This is a genomic window from Mesorhizobium sp. M2A.F.Ca.ET.042.01.1.1 (genome assembly GCF_003997405.1).
Classification (GTDB): Bacteria; Pseudomonadota; Alphaproteobacteria; order Rhizobiales; family Rhizobiaceae; genus Mesorhizobium.
Map to the genome: position 1 here is coordinate 17,288 of NZ_RZRX01000030.1, position 19,715 is coordinate 37,002.

The 19,715-nt window shown below is 63.2% G+C and carries 19 protein-coding genes and 1 pseudogene; 4 read left to right on the forward strand and 16 right to left on the reverse strand.

Annotated features, from left to right (window positions below; genetic code table 11):
* Positions 1 to 3: 3 nt before the first annotated feature.
* Positions 4 to 1,026 (reverse strand): acyltransferase, encoded by a 1,023-nt coding sequence (locus EOA23_RS07095; protein ID WP_245474047.1) that lies wholly within the window; start codon positions 1,024 to 1,026, stop codon positions 4 to 6.
* Positions 1,027 to 1,319: 293 nt separating this feature from the next.
* Here EOA23_RS07095 and EOA23_RS35615 point away from each other — a divergent pair, with 293 nt between their 5' ends.
* Together EOA23_RS35615 and EOA23_RS07105 are read left to right on the forward strand one after the other, a co-directional pair.
* On the forward strand, positions 1,320 to 1,505 hold the full coding sequence (locus EOA23_RS35615) for a hypothetical protein (RefSeq protein ID WP_127874242.1): 186 nt from the start codon (positions 1,320 to 1,322) through the stop codon (positions 1,503 to 1,505).
* Between the two features lie 308 nt (positions 1,506 to 1,813).
* Complete coding sequence (locus EOA23_RS07105) at positions 1,814 to 2,776, forward strand: alpha/beta hydrolase (RefSeq protein WP_127303374.1); 963 nt, start codon at positions 1,814 to 1,816, stop codon at positions 2,774 to 2,776.
* Between the two features lies 1 nt (position 2,777).
* Here the strand turns inward: EOA23_RS07105 and EOA23_RS07110 are convergent, their stop codons facing one another.
* Positions 2,778 to 3,677 carry a LysR substrate-binding domain-containing protein gene (locus EOA23_RS07110; protein WP_042645025.1) on the reverse strand — a complete coding sequence of 300 codons (900 nt, stop codon included), beginning with the start codon at positions 3,675 to 3,677 and terminating at the stop codon, positions 2,778 to 2,780.
* A gap of 219 nt (positions 3,678 to 3,896) precedes the next feature.
* Between EOA23_RS07110 and EOA23_RS07115 the strand changes: the two genes are divergently transcribed.
* Positions 3,897 to 4,082: a hypothetical protein gene (locus EOA23_RS07115; protein WP_127303375.1), complete on the forward strand. Its 186-nt coding sequence runs from the start codon at positions 3,897 to 3,899 to the stop codon at positions 4,080 to 4,082.
* A 142-nt stretch (positions 4,083 to 4,224) separates the two neighbouring features.
* Here the strand turns inward: EOA23_RS07115 and EOA23_RS35620 are convergent, their stop codons facing one another.
* Positions 4,225 to 4,689 (reverse strand): hypothetical protein, encoded by a 465-nt coding sequence (locus EOA23_RS35620; protein WP_189341530.1) that lies wholly within the window; start codon positions 4,687 to 4,689, stop codon positions 4,225 to 4,227.
* 105 nt (positions 4,690 to 4,794) lie between these two features.
* Between EOA23_RS35620 and EOA23_RS07125 the strand changes: the two genes are divergently transcribed.
* Positions 4,795 to 5,817: a GlxA family transcriptional regulator gene (locus EOA23_RS07125; RefSeq protein WP_348628552.1), complete on the forward strand. Its 1,023-nt coding sequence runs from the start codon at positions 4,795 to 4,797 to the stop codon at positions 5,815 to 5,817.
* An 18-nt stretch (positions 5,818 to 5,835) separates the two neighbouring features.
* On the opposite strand, the gene EOA23_RS07130 is transcribed toward EOA23_RS07125, so the two are convergent.
* From EOA23_RS07130 to EOA23_RS07190, 13 genes and pseudogenes are all read right to left on the reverse strand, one after another.
* Positions 5,836 to 6,627 (reverse strand): ABC transporter ATP-binding protein, encoded by a 792-nt coding sequence (locus EOA23_RS07130; RefSeq protein ID WP_127303376.1) that lies wholly within the window; start codon positions 6,625 to 6,627, stop codon positions 5,836 to 5,838.
* Positions 6,624 to 7,397: an ABC transporter permease gene (locus EOA23_RS07135; RefSeq protein WP_127303388.1), complete on the reverse strand. Its 774-nt coding sequence runs from the start codon at positions 7,395 to 7,397 to the stop codon at positions 6,624 to 6,626. Before EOA23_RS07135 ends, EOA23_RS07130 begins: the two co-directional genes overlap by 4 nt.
* A gap of 169 nt (positions 7,398 to 7,566) precedes the next feature.
* Positions 7,567 to 8,517 (reverse strand): ABC transporter substrate-binding protein, encoded by a 951-nt coding sequence (locus EOA23_RS07140; RefSeq protein WP_126060269.1) that lies wholly within the window; start codon positions 8,515 to 8,517, stop codon positions 7,567 to 7,569.
* Between the two features lie 116 nt (positions 8,518 to 8,633).
* A complete protein-coding gene (locus EOA23_RS07145; protein ID WP_127303377.1) occupies positions 8,634 to 9,476 on the reverse strand; it encodes a DUF1194 domain-containing protein in 843 nt (280 codons plus the stop codon).
* 77 nt (positions 9,477 to 9,553) lie between these two features.
* Entirely contained in the window at positions 9,554 to 10,495 is a 942-nt protein-coding gene (locus EOA23_RS07150; RefSeq protein ID WP_127303378.1) for a phosphoribosylaminoimidazolesuccinocarboxamide synthase, read from the reverse strand.
* Between the two features lie 59 nt (positions 10,496 to 10,554).
* Positions 10,555 to 11,319, reverse strand: a complete 765-nt coding sequence (locus tag EOA23_RS07155) for a site-2 protease family protein (protein WP_127303379.1) — start codon at positions 11,317 to 11,319, stop codon at positions 10,555 to 10,557.
* A gap of 100 nt (positions 11,320 to 11,419) precedes the next feature.
* Positions 11,420 to 13,981: an FAD-dependent oxidoreductase gene (locus tag EOA23_RS07160; RefSeq protein ID WP_127303380.1), complete on the reverse strand. Its 2,562-nt coding sequence runs from the start codon at positions 13,979 to 13,981 to the stop codon at positions 11,420 to 11,422.
* A 154-nt stretch (positions 13,982 to 14,135) separates the two neighbouring features.
* On the reverse strand, positions 14,136 to 14,891 hold the full coding sequence (locus EOA23_RS07165; protein ID WP_127303381.1) for an FkbM family methyltransferase: 756 nt from the start codon (positions 14,889 to 14,891) through the stop codon (positions 14,136 to 14,138).
* Positions 14,888 to 16,120 (reverse strand): hypothetical protein, encoded by a 1,233-nt coding sequence (locus EOA23_RS07170; protein ID WP_127303382.1) that lies wholly within the window; start codon positions 16,118 to 16,120, stop codon positions 14,888 to 14,890. Before EOA23_RS07170 ends, EOA23_RS07165 begins: the two co-directional genes overlap by 4 nt.
* 13 nt (positions 16,121 to 16,133) lie before the next feature.
* Positions 16,134 to 17,609 (reverse strand): aspartate aminotransferase family protein, encoded by a 1,476-nt coding sequence (locus EOA23_RS07175; protein WP_127303383.1) that lies wholly within the window; start codon positions 17,607 to 17,609, stop codon positions 16,134 to 16,136.
* A gap of 22 nt (positions 17,610 to 17,631) precedes the next feature.
* Complete coding sequence (locus EOA23_RS07180) at positions 17,632 to 18,639, reverse strand: NAD(P)-dependent oxidoreductase (RefSeq protein ID WP_127303384.1); 1,008 nt, start codon at positions 18,637 to 18,639, stop codon at positions 17,632 to 17,634.
* The gene (locus EOA23_RS07185) at positions 18,636 to 19,085 is read right to left on the reverse strand and encodes an EamA family transporter (protein WP_127303385.1); all 450 of its coding nucleotides are present in this window, start codon (positions 19,083 to 19,085) and stop codon (positions 18,636 to 18,638) included. Before EOA23_RS07185 ends, EOA23_RS07180 begins: the two co-directional genes overlap by 4 nt.
* A gap of 123 nt (positions 19,086 to 19,208) precedes the next feature.
* A pseudogene (locus EOA23_RS07190) lies at positions 19,209 to 19,715 on the reverse strand (FAD-binding oxidoreductase); the annotation flags it as partial.

Below are 19,715 nucleotides of genomic sequence, written 5' to 3' on the forward strand. Positions count from 1 at the left end.
AGCTCATTCCGCGGCCCCTGCGGCTGCGGCGCTTCTGGCCTTCACGGCGGCCTTGGGGCGCTGCGGGTGCAGTAGCGCGATCAGTGGCTTTTCGACGATCAAATAGAGCATCGCCGAGAGCGCGAGCGTGGCGACTATGATCGTCACCGGCTGCAAAGCTGCGGGTATCGCGATCCTGAGGACGACACCCGTCGCCAGCACGCCGACCACAATGTGCCACAGATAGATCGAATAGGACGCGTCGCCGAGGAATGTGGGCAATGCATCCGGCTTGAACGGCCGCGCCCGCTCGGCAAAAACCGCGCCCGCCACGATCAATGCGGCCGGAAGCCCCCAGAGCAAGGCGCGAGGCAAATCGGCGTTGAATAACTGGCCGGCCGCAAGCAGAAGGAATCCCGCGCCAGCTATAGCCAGCGCCGCCCCGAGCGGCAGCCTGGCGTCCTGGAGCCACAAGCGCCCCACGACGACACCGGCCGCGAACTCGATCACGACAGGATCGGTGAAGGCTCGTGCGTATCCCGCGGGCAGGACGAAATGCAGCGCGACGATAGCGGCAAGGGCACCCACCAGAACGCCGAACCGCCACCGCTCGCCCAGGAACAGGACGAGCGTGAAAACGAGATAGAACATCATCTCATAGCAAAGCGTCCAACCCTGTACGACGATGGGGTGCAGCGCATCCTCCTGCAGGACCGGCAGGAAGAACAGCGAGCCGACGAAATTCGCCACGCTGAAGAAATGGTCGTAGAAGAACTGCGGCTTCATCAGGATGCCCATCGCGGTCAGCAGCGTGACGATCCAGTAGAGAGGCGCGATGCGGGTGATCCGGCGCCCCATGAAACGCCAGGGATTGGCTGGCCGGCCCGCCGTCGTCACCCACATGATGAAGCCGCTGATGACGAAGAAGACGTCGACGCCGGCTGCCCCGACGTCGAACGGACCGCCGAACTGCTCGCTGACGTGAAAGCAAACGACCGCGCACGCCGCGAGGCCGCGCAGATATTGAATGCTGTGTATGCTTGTCACGATGCCCTGACCAGTCTCGCATCATGTTGCGGTGCACACACCCCACGCCGCATTGCACAATACCTATGCAGCCGCCCGCCTCTGTCAACCGCCGATGGCAGCTATTCGGACCGGACCCGGCCCGTCGGCCCGCTTAATTCATTTGCATGCAAATGTTTCCGGATTCGCGCGATCCCGAAACCGAAACACTGTTCTCGCGAAATCGACCCGATACATGCGTGACGCATTTAGCGGCCATCGCATGGCGGCCGGGGATCATTCTCGGGCGCCGCTGGTCTTCAAGGGAGAAGAAAATGTCAATGTTCGGAAATCTCAGCCGCTTCGGTGTCACCGTCCGGCAGGCTCATGCCAGGAACAAGGCGATCCGCGCGCTCAACGATCTGCCGGCACATGTCCAGAAGGATATCGGCTGGCCGGCCTCGCCGCCGAGCGACCCGCAGGCAGCACTGCACAAGCTGCTTCTGGGCACGCCGCGCTGATGACCTTCGCCGACAAATGCAAGCTGCTCGGCAAGCGCCGGGGCCGCGATGCGGCTCCGGCGGCCGGCGACAATAAACTGCGCGCCGCGCTGCTGCCGAAGCGGCGCTGAGCAATTCCAGGGAAAGCGCGCCGCGACTGGCTCGGCGACTTCGCCATAGCCCCTCCGTAATTGCGTAGACAGGGAAACCGGCACCACCGGATCACGCCGATGTGCCAGCGTGGATCCTTGACATTTTTAACAGCGGTACGATCTTCGCAGAGCGGGGGGAATTCTCTTAGTCGGCTCTGCCGAGATCCGTGTATCCGCATGCCCAGTTTGAAAAGCCATCTCGTTTCGTTCGTTCTCAGGCACAGCCGCAAGAAGGCGTTTTCCAGTCCCGAGAACCTGCAGCGCTGGATCGCCTACGCCCGCAAGACCGAGGACCATCATCCGCCGGCCTTGCTCAAGGCGCGGCTGGACATCACCGAGACCGAGATCGACGGCTTTCCCGTCTATGAGATCGCCCCGAAAGCGGGCGAACGCCGGCGCATACTTTACATGCATGGCGGCGCTTATGTCTTCCAGATCACCTCTTACCATTGGGGGCTGATCGCCGAGATGGCCGAGCGTCTCGGTTTCGGCATCACCGTGCCGATCTACCCAATCGCACCGGAGCACGATTTCCATGCCATGTTCGGCATGGTCGGCGACGTCTACCGGCGCATGCTCGAAGAGACCGAGGCCGAAGACATCGTCTTCATGGGCGATTCCGCCGGCGGCAACATGGCCGTCGTGCTGACCATGATGGCGACCGAGGACGGCCTGCCCTCGCCGTCGCGCCATGTGCTGATCTCGCCCGGCCTCGACGTTTCGCTTGCAAATCCTGAAGTCTTCGAGGCCGAGCGCCAGGATCCTTGGCTGGGCATTCCGGGTGGGCTGGAAGCGGTGCGGCTCTACAGCGCCGGTTTCGACCGCAAAGACTGGCACATCAGCCCGCTTTACGGCGACTTGTCCCTGCTGCCGAAAACGCTGCTGCTGACCGGATCACGCGACATGCTGACACCAGACAATCTCATCTTCGCCGAACGGGCGCGGGCTGCCGGCGTGGAGGTGGACGTGGTCTACGAGGAGGGCATGTTCCACGTCTGGCCGCTGATCGAGATGCCTGAGGCGCGCCGCGCGCGCGACAGCATCGTCAACTTCCTTACGGCTCCTTCGCCCCGACGGGCTCGTGCGCGACGCGGGGCAAAGGCTGGTTTCGCAGCCCGCCCGGCGCCGGCAGGCGAATAGTTCAGAACTTGCCGGTTTCGCGGAACAGTTCGAACGTCGCCCGGATATGGTCGGCCACGGCCTTCACCGGCGCGCTGGCGTCGGGTGCCACCACCATGGCGAGATTGTAGGTGCCGATCTCCGGCATCCCGTCCTTGGCGCCCAGCGAGACCATTTCGTCGCCGAGGAACGACTTCGGCAGCGGCGCCACTGCCAGATCGGCCATGATCGCGGCGCGCTGGCCGGCCGTGTGGGCGCTCATATAGGCGATGCGGTAGTTGCGGCCCTCGCGTCCGAGCGCTTCGAGCGCGCCGGCCCGCCAGGCGCAGCCCTCCTCCCACAGCGACACCGGCAAAGGTTCGCGCAGATGCGCGCAGCCGCCCTTGGCGCCCGCCCACACGATCGGCTCGGTCAGCAGAACCTCTGCGCCGACGGCGCTGGTCTTGTAGGAATTGGTGAGCAGCGTGATGTCGAGCGCGCGGTCATCCATGCGCCGGCGCAGATTGATGCTCTGGTCGATCGTGACGTCGACGGCGATCGAGGGATGCGACTGCGCGAAGCGCTTCAGCACATGCGGCAGCACGCGCTCGCCATAGTCGTCCGGGGAGCCAAGCCGCACCACGCCGACAATGTCGGGGATGATGAACTTCGACACCACCTCGCGGTTGATCGACAAAAGCCGGCGGGCATAGCCGAGCAGCATCTCGCCATCCGTCGTCAGCGTCACCGAACGCGCATCGCGCGCGAAGACGGAACGGCCGAGAATATCCTCCAGCTTCTTGATCTGCATGGAGACGGCCGACGGCGTGCGGAACACCGCGTTGGCGGCGGTGGTGAAGGAGCCGGTCTCGGCGATCGCCACGAAAGTGCGCAGCACATCGAGGTCAAGCAGCGGCAAAGGGTGATTGAGCGGGGCGTTCATGGGAGCCGACCTTCAATTTTTCTGATGCAATCCATCATTCCATTTCGTTTGATTGAACATCAGTCCGGGCGCATAGTCAACTCGATCGATGCAGGATGCTGCCAAAAGCAGCCATGAAACGACCCTGACACAGTCCTGCAATCGACGTGAAATGAAGCTGAAACAGACCTGACTTAACGCAGTGACGGGCGCCTCCCTGCCCGCATAGAGGAGAAAGAAATGTCTATTCTGTCATCCATCGGTCGGCTTGCGACCGAGTTCAGCGCGGCCCGCGCCCGCTACCAGACCGAACGCGCCATCCATGCGCTGCCGAAGGAACTGCAGAAGGATATCGGCTGGCCGGAAGCAGCCGACGTCAAGACCGGCCTGCGCCACGGTGTCGGAAGCTGGGCCGGAGCGAAGTAATCACGTGTGTATCGAGATCTGAGGGCCTGCCGCGTCAGCTCGGCAGGCCTTTTTGTTCGTTTTAGGCCTTTTTGTTTGCATTCAAACGACTTTCCAGCCATGCCGCCCCTGCATGACGCATATGAACCACTCGCATAGCGGGTTAACAGGTCAGGTAAGGCACTGTAAATAATAGAAAATTATGGGCACATTGCCCAAAAATGTCGCAAATCGTGTCGCTTTTCATATCAAGCGCTTCGTTTTTGCGATTTAGTTTTTGCCGAAGCGAGCCTATATCAGCGCCAGCAAAAAACGAGCTGCCCCACTCCATCAAGCGAAGGCGACCCGTCTGAGCAACCAAATGGAGATGATGATGAAGCTCTTTGCCCGCCTTTTCGCCCGCCGCGAAATGAACCTGACGACCGCTCTGGAGCGTCAGCGCCTCGCCAAGACCATGCCCGGCCAGACCGGCGCCGTGGCCGCTGCTCGTCTCGGCTTTGTTGCCTGAGACAATCCAGCACCGATCAGCTGAATTCGACGCCGCCCGGCTTGCCGAGGCGGCGTTTTCATTTGGGCCGGGCAGTTGTCGGCCGAGCAGCGACGCCCTGCGGTTGCACCGATTGCCCATTTGCGACCCGTGTCGCAAATTTAATCTTCACTTAGCCGCCTACCCGATTGACAGGAATGGTTTTTCCTGTTGTCGCTATGCTGTTCGCGACGTTCTGTTCGCGTCATGGCTGCGTGGGGTTTCACCGTGAATGCCGTAAAGCACCCGATCAAGAGATCGTTCGTCTTCTTCCTCGTTCCCGACTTCACCATGATCGCCTTCGCGACGGCGCTCGACCCGCTGCGCTCGGCCAACCGGATGCTCGGCTACGAGGCCTATAGCTGGCGCCTGGCGAGCATCGACGGCAAACCGGTTCGCGCTTCGAACGGCGTCGAATGCGCCGTCAACACCTCGCTCGAGGAGGAGCGCAGGAAGATGGCCGGACCGGACCGGCCGAACATGGCGATCGTCTGCAGCGGCATCAATGTCGAGCGCTACCACAACAAATCGGCCTTCGCCTGGCTGCGCGAGGAATACAACCGCGGCGTCGCCGTCGGCGGCCTGTGCACCGGCGCCCATATCCTGGCTGCCGCGGGCCTGCTGTCCAACAAGCGCTGCGCTATCCATTGGGAGAACCTTCCGGGCTTCTCCGAGGCCTTCCCGAAAGCCAATGTCTTCGCCGACCTCTTCGAAATCGACCAGAATGTCTACACCTGCGCCGGCGGCACCGCCGCCCTCGACATGATGCTGAAGCTGATCGGCGACGATTTCGACGAGAGCCTCGTCAACCGCGTCTGCGAGCAGGTGCTGACCGACCGCGTGCGCAGCCCGACCGACCGCCAGCGCCTGCCGCTGCGCGCCCGCCTCGGCGTCCAGAATTCCAAGGTGCTCACCATTATCGAGCTGATGGAGGCGAACCTCTCCGAGCCGCTGTCGCTGATCGAGATCGCCGACCATGTCGATCTTTCCCGCCGGCAGATCGAGCGCCTGTTCCGCACCGAGATGGGCCGGTCGCCCGCCCGCTACTATCTGGAGATTCGGCTCGACCGCGCCAGGCATCTGCTCATCCAGTCGTCGCTGCCGGTGGTCGAAGTGGCGGTCGCCTGCGGCTTCGTTTCCGCCTCGCATTTCTCCAAATGCTACCGCGAGCTCTATGCCCGTTCCCCGCAGCAGGAGCGCGTCGACCGCAAGCAGCTGCTGGCGGCTTGAGCAGGCAGCAGACGCAGTCTAAGCGGATTGCGTCTGCGCCGTCCGCATCGCCTCGATGCGGATGTCCTCGGTGAGTTGCGCCTTGAGCGACGAGAATTCCGGGCTGGTCTTCAGCGTGTAGTGGCGCGGATGCGGCAGGTCGACCGGAACGTCCGACTTGATGCGGCCGGGCCTGGCGCTCATCACGATCACCCGAGACGCCATGAAGATCGCCTCTTCGATGTCGTGGGTGACGAACAAAACCGTCTTCTTGCGCCGCTCCCAGATGCCGAGCAGCAATTCCTGCATCAGCCCGCGCGTCTGGTTGTCGAGCGCACCGAACGGCTCGTCGAGCAGCAGGATTTCGGGATCGTTGGCCAGCGCCCGCGCGATCGCCGTACGCTGCTGCATGCCGCCCGAAAGCTGTTTCGGCCAGTGGCTCTCGAAGCCTTTCAGGCCGACGAGATCGATATAGGAGGCGACGATCTCGTTGCGCTCGCGCTCGGGCCGGCCTTGCTCGCGCAGGCCGAAACCGATGTTTTCGGCGACCGTCAGCCAGGGAAACAGCGTGTATGACTGGAACACCATACCGCGGTCCGGCCCCGGCCTTGTGACCGCCTTGCCGTCGAGCAGCACGCGGCCCGTGCTCGGCGCCTCCAGTCCGGCAACGATCCTGAGCAAGGTCGACTTGCCGCAGCCGGACGGCCCAAGGATGGTGATGAAGTCATTGGCCGCGACCGCGAGGTCGACCGGCTGCAGCGCCCGCACCGGCTGCCCGCCCCCGACCCCGGCAAAGGTCCGCGAGACGCCCTCGATCAGCAGCTTGCTCATGCCAGGCTCCATGGAAAAAGCCAGCGGTTCAGCGCCTTGAAGGCGAAATCGGACAGAAGCCCGATCAGCCCGATGACGATGATGCCGAAGATGATCTGCCCTGTCGCCAGCCGCGACTGGCTGTTGATGATCATGTAGCCGATGCCGGAGGATGACCCGATCAGTTCGGCGACGATGACATAGGTCCAAGCCCAGCCGAGCACCAGGCGCAGCGTTTCGGCGATCTCCGGCGCATTGGCCGGCATGATGACGCGCTTGACGATGCCGTTGTCGGTCGCCCCCAGCGTATAGGCGGCCTCGACCAGGTCGCGGCGCGTAGCGCCGACCTTGACCGCGACGATCAGGATGATCTGGAACACCGAGCCGACGAAGATCACCAGGAGCTTCTCGAATTCCCCGATGCCGGCCCACAGGATGAGCAACGGGATGAAGGCAGAGGCCGGCAGGTAGCGCGCAAAGGACACGAAGGGCTCGAGGAAGGCTTCGACCGGCTTCCAGGCGCCCATGGCGATGCCGATCGGCACCGCCACGATCGAGGCCAGCACGAAGCCGCCGAAGACGCGCCAGATGGTGATCAGGATATCGAGCCAGAAGCGGTCTTCGACGAGCAGCCGCCAGCCATCCTTGAGCATCGACAGCGGATCGGCAAGGAAGATCCGGTTCACATGGCCGCCGAGCGTGATCCATGCCCAGAACGCCACGAACAGCACGAAGAAGGCGATGCCGAGCACGCTTCGCGTGCCCGGCGCAACGGGGTGCAAGGGACGCAGCATCAGGCCCTGTCCTTAAAGCATGTGCCCCGAAAGCGGGAACCGGTTTTCGAGTAAAGACATGCGCAAAATGAAAGAGCTAAAGCGCGAGGAGCGTATCTGAAGGATCGCGACGCGCTTTAGCGAGAAGGGATTGGCGGCCTTGCGCCGCCGATCGGCTGATGCGCGATCAGTTGGCGACCGCGCTGGTATCGGCAAGCGTCGTCACATCCGGGACTTCCTTGATCAGCCCCATCTGCAGCAAAAGCTCGGCCGCGGTCTTGGAAAAATCCTGGAATTCCTTGGTGAAGAACTGCTTGTTCTCCGCCTTGTCGGCCCATTTCAGGTATTTGGCCGAATCCTCGAACTCCTTGGCCGACTGCTTCACGTCGGCGCCCATGATCTCGTAGGACTTCTGCGGATCCTTCTTGATCAGGTCGAGCGCGTCGAAATAGCTGTCGGCGAGCGCCTTGGCGGCGTCGGGATTGGCCTTGAGGAAGTCCGGCGTGCAGCCGACCGTGTCCAACACCATCGGGTAGTCGAGCGTGGTCGCCAGGATATGGCCCTGGTCGGCCTTGTCGCGGACCGCCGAGATGAACGGCTCATAGGTGACGGCGGCATCGTTCTGGCCGGCCAGGAAGGCCTGCGCCGCCGCATCCGGCTCCAGATTGACGACGGTGACGTCCTTGGTCGACATGCCGTTCTTGTTGAGCACCCAGGCGAGCAGGAAATAGGGCGAGGTTCCGGGCGCGGACGAGGCGACATTCTTGCCCTTGAGGTCGGCGACGGACTTGATGTCGTTGCGCACGACAATGCCGTCGGCGCCATAGGACTTGTCGAGCTGGAAGATCTGCTTGGTGGTGACGCCGCTGGCGTTCCACACCATCCAGGTTTCGACCGTGGTCGCCGCGCATTGCAGGTCGCCGCTGGCAATCGCCAGCGGGCGGCTCGCCTGCGGCACTTTCTTCAGCGTGACGTCGAGCCCGTGCTTTTCGAAAAGCCCGGCCTGCTTGGCCAAGGTCAGCGGCGCGAAGCCGGTCCAGCCGCTGATGCCGATGGTGAGCGAGGTGGCAGCCATCGCCGGCGCGCTAAGGATGGCGGCCGCCGTCAGCGCCGCCGCGAAAATGGTGGTCCTTTTCATCGTGGTTCCCCTTTTTTGTGGTGAGCGCGAATTGTCTCACAGACGCCAAAAGGCTTGTCAATGAAGCGGCGTTTCAACGAAACGTCATCCTGATCGGATGCCCGCTTCTCCACCCCTCACGGCATGCCCCAGCCGCGGTTGCGCCACATCTTTTCGCCGGCGAGGCAATCGGTGGCCGGCTTGTCGTCGGCAAGCACGACCGGCACATGCGCGGCCTCGTCCGCCGCCCATTGCGGCGAAGCGGGACCGGCAAGCTCGAGCACCAGCTTGCGGCGGATCGCTTCGGGAAACTGCGTCCAGTCATTGACCGGAATCATGAAGGCGCCCGATCCGCCGATGACGCAGTCGCTGTAATAGCGGTCGAGATTGTCCACGTCGAAGGCGCCGCTGAAGCCGCCGCGCGTCATCAGCGGCAGTCCGTTGATGGTGATGCCTTGCCTGACCACCTCGTCGCGCGTGAGATCGACCGGCGCGCCCTGGTTATTCGGCCCGTCGCCGGAAACGTCGATGACACGCTTGGTCCCCTGGAATCCGCTCTCTGCGAACAGGTCGCTGCCGAAGCTCAGCGCCCCGGAAATCGAGGTGCGCCGGGCGCTGTCCGGCGGGTTGGCGTCGAGCTTCGCGACGAACCCCTCGGCATCGGCGCGGTTGGCGATCACGGTCCACGGCACGACGACTCGCTGCCAGGTCGTGCCCGCCCATTCGACATAGGTGACAGCGATCTTGCCATAGGCGCCGTCGGCGATAGCCTTCAGCACGTTGTCATGCGTCAGCGCCGCCGCGTAGCCATGCCGCTGGATCTCCAGCTCGGCCGGCGACATCGAAAGTGAGACATCGACCGCCAGCACCAGCTCGACATCGACCGGCTCGGCGGGAGAAGCCGCTGGCGTCAGCCAAAGCGCCAGCGCCAGAGCGGCGCTGCCTGAAAAGATATGCCTTGCGCGGGCATAAGCAGACATGACGGAAGGTTAAGCGAAAACCGCCGCGCGCAAAAGCCGTGAATCCGGAGGCAGCGGATTCCGCCGGCCCGGGCCTTTTAGAAATACCGCGCGAGGTTCGAACGGATACGCTCCAGCACCGTGTCGCCGGAAAGGTCGGGCACGAATTTTGCGCCGGTTATCGCTTCATAGGCCTGGATATAGACCGCAGAGGCCTGGTTGATGATCTCGTCCGGAATTTGCGGGATCGGATCCTTGTAAGGATCGCACCGCGCCGACACCCAGGAACGGACGAAATCCTTGTCGAAGCTCTGCGGCCGCCCGCCGCTCGCGAACGCCTCGTCATAGCTCGCAGCGATCCAATAGCGGCTGCTGTCGGGCGTATGGATCTCGTCCGCCAGCACGATGGTGCCGTCCGACGCGGAGCCGAATTCATATTTGGTGTCGGCGAGAATCAGGCCGCGTTCGGCGGCGCGCTGCTGGCCGCGGGCGAAAAGCTGCAGCGCATAGCGCGAGACCGTATCCCACTGCGCCTGCGTGAGCAGCCCCTGGTCGATGATCTCGGCCTCCGACAGCGGCTCGTCATGGCCGCCATGGGCGGCCTTGCTGGTCGGCGTGATAATCGCCTGCGGCAGCTTTTCATTGTCGCGCAGGCCATCGGGAAAGCTGTGGCCGTAGAAGCTCCTTTCGCCTTTCCGATACTTGGTCAGGATAGAGGTGCTGGTGGTCCCCGCCAGATAGCCGCGCACGACCATCTCGACCGGCAGCATGTCGAGCCGCGTGCCGACGACGACATTGGGGTCGGGATATTCCAGCACATGGTTGGGACAGATGTCGGCGGTTTCCTCGAACCAGTAGCGCGCCGTCTGGGTGAGCACTTCGCCTTTGAACGGTATCGAGGCCAGGATGATGTCGAACGCGCTCAAACGGTCGGTGGCGATGATGATGCGGCGCCCGTCCGGCAGGTCGTAATTTTCGCGCACCTTGCCGTGGTAGTGATTGGGAAGCTCGGGAATGAAGGCGTCGGACAGGATGCGCATGGGGTGTAGGCTTTCGCAGGCTTCTGATCGGGCCACATAAGCCGCTGGCCCCCCGCACATCAAGCCGGATGCTGCGGAACGGGCTTCTTATTGCCGGCGGCGCGAAACGCCCGCCAGTTCGGCCTGAAGGAAGGCGGAAACCACAACAGGATTCCGGCCATGGCCGCAGGCACAATGACCGCGAAACGCAGGATCGAAAGCACGACGCCGCAGAAGCCGACGATCCGCACGGCGGCATCCGCGCCGAAGCGCGGCGCAAGCAGATGCCTGGCGATCGCACCGCCATCAAGCGGAATGGCCGGAAGGAGGTTGAGAAGGGCCAGGGCCGCATTCACCAATGCGCCAAGCCAAAGCGTCCACTCAAGAAGCGTGTCCGGTCTCGGCGGCGGCGAACTGAAAAGACCCTCCGGATCGACAGGCGACAAGGGCCGCGCAAAAAGGTAATAGGCAGCGGCAAAGCCCGCCGCCAGGACGATGTTCACCAACGGCCCGGCAAATGCGATCCACGCCCAGCCATAGGGCGAAGCCGCGCCGGGCTTGAACCAGGCAATTCCACCGAACAGGTACAGGTCCATCCGTTGGGTGCCGATGCCGCGCCGTCGCGCTGCCCAGACATGGGCAAGTTCATGCAGAAACACCGATAGGAACAGGAGCGCGGCGAATATGGCCGTATGGATCAGGGCGACCTGGGGACGCCTCGACCACTCATGCAGGAACGGCAGGACGGCTGGAATGGCAAAGGTCCAGCTGACATGAACGGGAATGTCCCCCTTCATCACGAAGACGAATGCGTCGTTCTTCCTGTCCCAACCGAACCGTTGCAAGCCGCTTCCTCCGCCCGGTGCGACGCTATGCGAGATTCCTGTCGTGCAAAAGAGAAAAGCCCGACCGGAGCCGGGCTTTGCATCTTTCTGCCTCCGATCCTCAGCTCCTCGGCTTGAGGTTCTCCGGGTCGTAGAGCGGCTTGTAGCCTACTCCCGCCACCTCGACCGGATAGGTCTCGCCAAAATACTCGACCTGCAGCTTACGGCCTTCCTGGCAGTAGGCCCAGGGGAGATAGGCAAGCGCGATGTTCTTGCCGATCGTCGGGCCAAAGGCGACCGAAGTGGTGAAGGAACGGCGGCCGAGCTCGTCGACCAGCGTCTCGCCGCTCGCGGGATCCTGCACCGGCATGGTGCCGACCGGATAGCGCGCCACACCCTTGGAATCGATGTTCTCGGTCATCACCAGCGTGCACAGCATCGCCGGCTGATGCTCGCGGGCGCGATACTCCAGATGCTTGGCTTTGCCGCAGAAGTCGTTCTCCTTGACCTTCGGACGGGCAAGGTCGGCCTCGAGCAGATTGTATTCGGTCAGCAGATCGGCATTCTGCAGCCTGAGGCTCTTTTCCATCCGGCGCGTGTTGGCATAGGTCTCGACGCCGAACGGCATGACGCCGGTGGAGCGCAGCGCGTCCCAGACGGCGAGCCCGTCCTCGTAGCGCATATGCAGTTCCCAGCCCTGCTCGCCGACATAGGAGATGCGGAAGGCCGTCACATCCTTGCCGCCGATCTTGATCGGTTTGATCGCCGCGAAGGGGAAATTCTCCGGTGTCAGGCCGTTCGGATCCTCGACCACCTTCTGCAGGGTCGTGCGGGCATTCGGCCCCCAGATACCGATGGTGACGTATTTTTCCGTCACGTCGGTGACGGTGACGTCAAAACCTTTGTCCTGCGCGGTGCGCTGCATGTAGCGGAAGTCGCGCGGACCAGCGTCGGCGCCGTCGATCACGCGGCAGCGATCGGCCATGCGGATGACCGTGAAGTCGGCGCGCACCATGCCCTCCTCGTCGAGGAAGTGGGTGTAGATGCCCTTGCCGATATTGTTGTCGCCGCCGATCTTGGCCGCGCACAGCCACTCAAGCAACGCGACATGGTCGGGTCCCTCTACGTCATACATCGAGAAATGCGACAGGTTGACGATGCCGCAATCCTCGCTCATCGCCAGATGCTCGGCATTGGAGACGCGCCAGAAATGGCGGTTGTCCCACTCGTTCTCGCGCACCGGCACGCGGTTGCCGTATTTCTCCAGGAGATGCTCGTTGGCGGCGTAGCCGTGGGCACGCTCCCAGCCGCCGAGTTCCATGAAATAGCCGCCGAGCTCCTTCTCACGCTCCCAGAAGGGCGAGCGGCGGATGTTGCGGCCCTTGGAGAAAGGCTCGCGCGGATGGACGGCCGGATTGTAGACCTTCATCGCCGTCTCGGTGCAGCGATCCCAGATGAACTGCTCCTGCGTCTGGTGCGGATAGAAGCGCGAATAGTCGATCTGGTGATGGTCGATCGCGGTGCGGCCGTCGGTCATCCAGTCGGCGATCAGCTTGCCCATGCCGGGGCCGTCCTTGACCCAGATGGCGACGGCGTACCACAGGCCCCTCACCTTCTGGCTTTCGCCCATCGACGGGCCGCCATCGGTGGTCACCTGCAAGAGGCCGTTGAAGGAATGGCCTTCATTATAGCCGAGCTCGCCCAGGATCGGCGTCAGTTCCATGGCGCGTTCCAGCGGCGCCATGATCTGCTCCATGTCGAGGTCGCGCTGCGACGGCGACAGCCGCGCCTCATGCTTTTCGAGCAGATCGCGCGGGTGGCAGAGACGCGGATTGGTCTCCTCGTAATAACCCCATTCGATCTGCCCGCCCTCGGCAGTCTTCGGATCGCCGGTGTCGCGCATATAGGCCGAGTTGCCCTGGTCGCGCAGCAGCGGCCAGCCGATCTCCTTGCCGGTGCCGGCGAACTCGTTGTAGGGGCCGAAGAAGGTGAGCGGATGGTCGATCGGCATGACCGGCAGGTCTTCGCCGACCAGAGCCGCGGTGAGCCGGCCCCATATGCCGGTGCAGACCACGACATAATCAGCCTCGATCGTGCCGCGCTCGGTCACCACGCCCTTGATGCGGCCGTTCTCGACGATCAGCTCCTTCGCCGAGGTGTTGGCGAAGGCCTGCAGCTTGCCGGAAGCGACGCCCTGGTCGACCAGCTTGCCGGCCACCGTCTGCGAGCGCGGGATGACCAGACCGGCATCCGGGTCCCACAGGCCGCCCTGCACCAGATGTTCCTCGATCAGCGGGAATTTTTCCTTGATCTCGGCCGGCTCGATGAAGCGCGCGCGGGTGCCGAAAGCCTTAGCGGAGGCGATCTTGCGCTTGATCTCGTCCATGCGGGCATCGTCGCCAACGCGCGCGACCTCAAGGCCGCCGACGCGCGCGTAGTGGCCCATCTTCTCATAGAAATCGATGGAGTAGAGCGTCGTCCAGCAGGACAGGAAATCATGGCTGGTCGTGTAGCAGAAGTCCGAGGCATGCGCTGTCGAGCCGATATCGGTCGGAATGCCCGACTTGTCGATGCCGACGATGTCGTCCCAGCCGCGCTCGATCAGGTGGTGGGCGACGGACGCGCCGACGATACCGCCCAGACCGACGATGACGACCTTCGCCTTTTTCGGAAACTCTGCCATTGCCCGCGACTCCAAAGTGATAGACGGGCACGTTGCGCGCCCTTCGAATGGCGCACAATATGCAGAGGACGACGGCTGGGCTACCGCCTGTTTGCGACACGCCGCAGGTGCGGCGCGACCCCTGCACCGAGCGGTCACGCGAGGGGAAATCAACTCAGGCGAAGGCCCAGATGTCCTCGGCCTGGAAGCCGACCTGGTAGCCGGCGGTCTTGAGCTTGACCACGACCTGGCCGATCTCGGCGGCAGGCAGCGCGCCGACCTCGATCTTGACCATGCCGGGGCGGTAGCGCTGGAGATCGAGCTGCTCGAGCACCATCCAGTCAGCGCCCTCGCAGTCGACCAGGAAGGCGTCGATATGGGTGATGCCGTTGCGATCGAGCAGCGTCTGCAAGGTCTCGGACGCCACCTCGATATCCTTCAGATGCGGCGCGAACTTGTTGAAGTTGGTGTCCGCCTCGCCCCAGGCGTTCTTGCCCGACATCAGATTGGTGTCGGTGACCGACGAGCAGCCGATAAACTCGATCGGCAGCGTGCCGGCCTCGAGCGCAGCGGCATCGAAAGTGTGGACGGTGATCGTGCCTTTGGTTTTCGTGACCGCCACCGGCTCGATGATGAAGCGGCTGGTGTCCGGGTAGTTGGCGCGCAGGCGCTTCTGATTGTAGGGGATCGGCTCGACCAGCAGTGCCTTTGCCCCCGGAATGCGGTGCAGCCACGGCGTCACGTCGTCGAACAACGCGCCGTCGCAGGCGCCGACATTCACCATCTGGAATGGCCGGCCGCCGCCGAAACGTGCCTTCAAGGCAGCTTTGGCGAGGAATTTCGTGCCGTGCAAAGCCGGGCCGCGATCGAGCAGGCCGACTGGAAGGCTAAGCGACAGCAAGGTGCGCGCGAGGCTGGAAAGCGAGCTCATGACTTGTCTCCGGGAATGACCTGCAGCGCCGCGCGGCGTCCGCCCTGGCTTGCGGCCGTCCACAGCGCCATCAGCGGCGCGGCCAGCAGCAGGAAGGGCGGCAGGAGATTGGGGAAATAGATGCGGGTGTCGTGGATCGGGAAGACGGTGAACTTCGCCAGCACGCCGAGCGCCAGCGCCGCCAACAGGATGCCGGCGCGGCGATCCAGCCGGAAGCCGGCGCGCTCCAGCCCATACCAGCCGGCCAGCGCCAGCACCGATACGCCAACCCAACTGTTGAGGGTGACGGCGCGGACTGCCGAGGCGGCGAAGGCCTTCAGATAGGCAGCAATGGAAAACGGCGGCTCGAAGCCGTCCATGTTGTAATGCTGCTCGATGCTGGAAAACCACAGATGCGGCCACCAGCCGGGATGCTGCGCCCAATGCGAAATGGCGAAATAGGCGACGAAGGAGGCAGCGAAACCGGCCAGCGCGCCCCATGCCTTCTCGCGGAAAGCGACGAGCAGCACCGCGAAAATGGCGAGGAAAACGATGTTGTCGGGCCTAGCCATGAAGGCTAGGAAAAGCAGGACCGCCGTCGCCACCTCGCGCTTGCGCGCATAGGCGAAAACACCGCCGAGGAACAGCGCCGAGCATAGGAGATCGGGCGTCGAGGCGCGCGCCGCGTCGCCGAAATCGGCCATGATCAGGATCGCGCCGACGACCGGTGCCAGCGCCAGCGCGCCTTCCGCGCGCAGCCAGGCGAGCGTGATGGCACCGAACAGCAGCACCGAAAAAACCTGCACCAGCCGCATCGCCTCGACCGGCGCGACGACATGGCTGAAGCTGGACAGGATTTCCGCATAAAGGAATTTGATCCGGTACATGCCGAGCAGCGAATGGAAGTCGGCGGCGTTCTGCGCCATGTGGCTCCGGAACCCGCCGCCATCGTCGGTCAATGTCTTGTAGTCGCCGGCCGACACGCCTGCTCTGACCGTGCTGTAGGCATAATCATGCAGCGCCTGCGAATCGGGATAGGCGCCCTCCTCGGCGATCGCCAGATAGGGCAGCATGTCCCAATTGGCGTCGGGCATGAACCAGGCGGTCGCCGCGGTGAGCAGGATGTAGAGCGAAAACGCAATCGCCCCGATCGAGGCAGCCCATTTCGCGTAAGCGCCCTCGCCCCACGCCAGACCGGCGCCGGTCAACCGTTCCAGCGGATTGGTGGGCGCGGAAGGCCTGGTCAGCATGCTCGGCGGCCTCTTATTTGCCGACCTGGCTTTTGACGAAATCCTTCACGATCGCCACGATGCCGCGCGACAACAGGCTGTCGAAGGCGTCGACGAAACGGTCGACATGCTCGGGCTGGCAGATCAGCGGTGGCTCGAGCCGGATGACGTTGCGGTTGTATTCGGTGAAGGCGACCAGCACGTCGTAGTCGCGCAGCAAGAGCGAGCCGACGAAGCCCGACAGCGAGCCCTTCAGCTTGTCGTCGAGCACGCTCACGATCGGACGTAGCACCATCGGCAAGGTCTGCGAGAAATCGTGGAACTCGAGCCCGATCATGAAACCCTTGCCGCGCACGTCCTTGATGATCTTCGGATATTTTTCCTTCAGCGCCTGCAGCCGCTGCAGAAGGTACTCGCCGGTCGAGGCCGCGTTGTCGATCAGGCCGTCGTCATAGAGCACGTTGATGCCCTCGATCGCGGTGACGCAGGCCTCGCCCATGCCGCCGAAGGTCGCCATGGCATGGATCATCGCCGTCTTCGGCGTGCCATAGGCCTTCATATAGATGTCGCGCCTGGCGATCATGGCACCGACCGCCGCCTTGCCGGCGCCCAGCGATTTCGCCAGCGCCGTCACGTCTGGCACCACGCCGTAATGCTCGAAGGCGTAGAAGCGGCCGGAGCGTCCATAGCCGCACTGCACCTCGTCGGCGACCCACAGCACGCCATGCTGATCGCACAGCGCGCGCAGCTTCTGCCAGTATTGCGCCTCTGCCTGGATGATGCCGCCGCCGCCCTGGATGGTTTCGAGCACGATGACGCCGATCTCGGGATCGCTCTCGAACAGGCGCTCGACCGCGTCGATGTCGGCGAAGGGAACGCGCACGACATTGTCGGCCACCTTGAAGTCGGCGCGGTAGAGCTGGCCGTCGGTGATCGCCAGCACGCCCTTGGTCTTCCCGTGGAAGGAATTCTCGGCATAGACGATTTTCGGCCGCTTCGGGCCAGCGGCGCGCTCGGCAAGCTTCACCGCCGCTTCCATGGCTTCCGAGCCGGACGAGCCCAAAAACACCATATCGAGGTCGCCAGGCGAGCATTTGGCGATGTTGTGCGCAAGTGCCGCCGCATATTGCGACATGAAGGCAATGGCGATCTCCTGGCGCTTTTCCTCCTGGAACTTTTTGCGGGCTTCCAGGATGCGCGGATGGTTGTGGCCGAAGGCCAGCGAGCCGAAGCCGCCGAAGAAGTCGAGGATCTTGCGGCCGTTCTGGTCGATATAGAACATGCCCTCGGCGCGCTCGATCTTGACCTTGTGGAAGCCGAGCAGCTTCATGAAATGCAGCTGCCCGGGATTGAGATGCGCCTTGAACAGATCGGTGATGCGGGCGACATCCAGCGCCTTGGCCTGCTCGACGCTGATCAAGTCTGGCTTGGCGATGGAGGTGGGCGACAGCGCCGGCGCTTCAACCAGCGTGCGCGCGCCTGTCTGTTCCGGCTTAGCCATGACAGTCATCTGAAAATCTTCCCTTCACGCTCTATTCGGCGGGCACGTGTCTGGTGGTCACAGCGTGACCGTCCTTCTTGGCGCGGTATTCGCTGTGGGCGGCGATCAGCATGTCCTCGTCGCGATATTGCGGCACCCAGCCGAGCTGGCGCTCGGCCTTCGACACGTCGAGCACGCATTCCTCGTCGGCGATCAGATACTGTTCAGGATCCATGATCGGCATGTTGAGGAAATCGAGCAGGTCGAGCGTGCGCTTGACTGCCCAGCCGGGTGTCGGCAGCAGGATCGACTTCGAGCCGGCATGACGGATGAGGTCGCCGAGCAGTTTCTTGACCGGCGGCGGATTGAGCGAGCCAAGATTGTAAGCCTCGTTGGGCACGCCGGCCTTCCAGGCTGCGCGCGCGGCTTCCGCGCAGTCGAACACCGAGATGAACTGATAAGGGTTCCTGCCGGAGCCGATCATCGGCACGGGCAGGTTCCAGTCGATCAGCTTGAACAGTTTTTCCAGGATGCCGAGGCGGCCGGGACCGATGATGAGGCGCGGCCTGAACAGCGAGATCGACATGCCGCGCTTGCGCCATTCGGCGGCGAGCTCCTCGGTCTTCAGCTTCGACAGGCCATATTCGCCGAGCGGCGAGACCGGATGGTCCTCGGTCATGGGCAGCACCACCGTGTGGCCGTAGATCATGTCGGTCGTGTAGTGGACGAGCTTCGAGGCGCCGGCCTTGTCCATCGCCTGGATGATGTTCTCGGTGCCGTGAAAATTCACCGGAAAGAAGAAATCATGCCGCTTGGCTCGCACCTGGATAGGCGACAGCATCTTGGCCGACAGATTATAGACCATGTCGTCAGCCTTTAGCCCGACCGCCGCGACCGAGGCCGGATCGGTGACATCGCAGGTGATGAAGCGCATCGAACGGTAATGCGGCAGGTCGCTCTTGACGATGTCGGCGACGACGACATTCTCGCCATCGGCGACGAGCTTGGGTGCAAGGTGACGGCCGACGAAACCGTCCCCGCCGAAAATCACATGTCTCATCGAACGATCTCGCTTGTCTGGATTTTCTCGGACGCGATGGAAGCGGTCCGGTCCTTGTGCTCGCGCCCACCCATTTCTCTGCCACTCTGGGCGATCAGGATCGTGCCGACGCAGATGCAGGCGATGCCGGCGATGCGCCAGCCATTGAGGTTCTCGCGGAAGACGAAATAGGCAAAGATCGCCACGGCGACATAGGCGAGGCTGAGGAACGGATAGGCGAAGCTGAGCTCGACCTTGGACAGCACGTAGAGATGCGACGCCATCGAGATGACGAAGGTGCACAGACCGAGGAACACCCAGGGGCTGAACACGATCTGCAGCAGCCTGACGAGCGGATTGACGCCTTCGAAGGAGATCGGCCCCATCGACATCATGCCTTGCTTCAGCATCAGCTGTGCCGCGGCATTGGTCATGACCGTGAAGAGAATGAAGATTATGTATTTCATTGTTGCCACCCCGCCCCTTGGGCGGTCCTATTACAAACCTGCAAATATTTCGTGAAGCCGTGATATTGTTTTGAGTGAACCATGGCGTAACGCTTCATTTACCATGATCTATTCGACTTTTATCTATTCGGCGGCTTCAGCTGTCCCATGTCCGATCTCCGATCTCATGGCGGTACGCGCCCAGAAGCTCGACATGAAAGCCGCGTCGCGAAGCGCCTCCAGCCGCTGCCATTGCGGGAACGACGCGGCGAATGTCTCAGGCCCCATCCGGGCGTCCTTGTAGGGGTTCACCGCCCCGCCCGCCTCGACCGTGATACGGTCGAGCTCGGCGAGCAGCCGCAACGTCCTCTCGCCCTTGTTTGGGAAATCCAGCGTCAGCGTGTAGCCCGGCCGCGGGAACGACAGCAGCGCCGGCGAGCGGACGTCGCCAAAGCGCTTGAGCACGGTCAGGAACGATCCCTGCCCCGCCCGTCGCGCAGCCTCGAGCAGCGCGGGCACGATGCGGCGGGCCTTCTCCTCCGGCACCACGCTCTGGTGCTGGAAAAGCCCGCGCGGCCCGTAGAGCCGGTTCCAGTCGCGGACGCCGTCGAGCGGAAAGAAGAAGTCCTGATAGCCCGCCTGGCGTGGGAC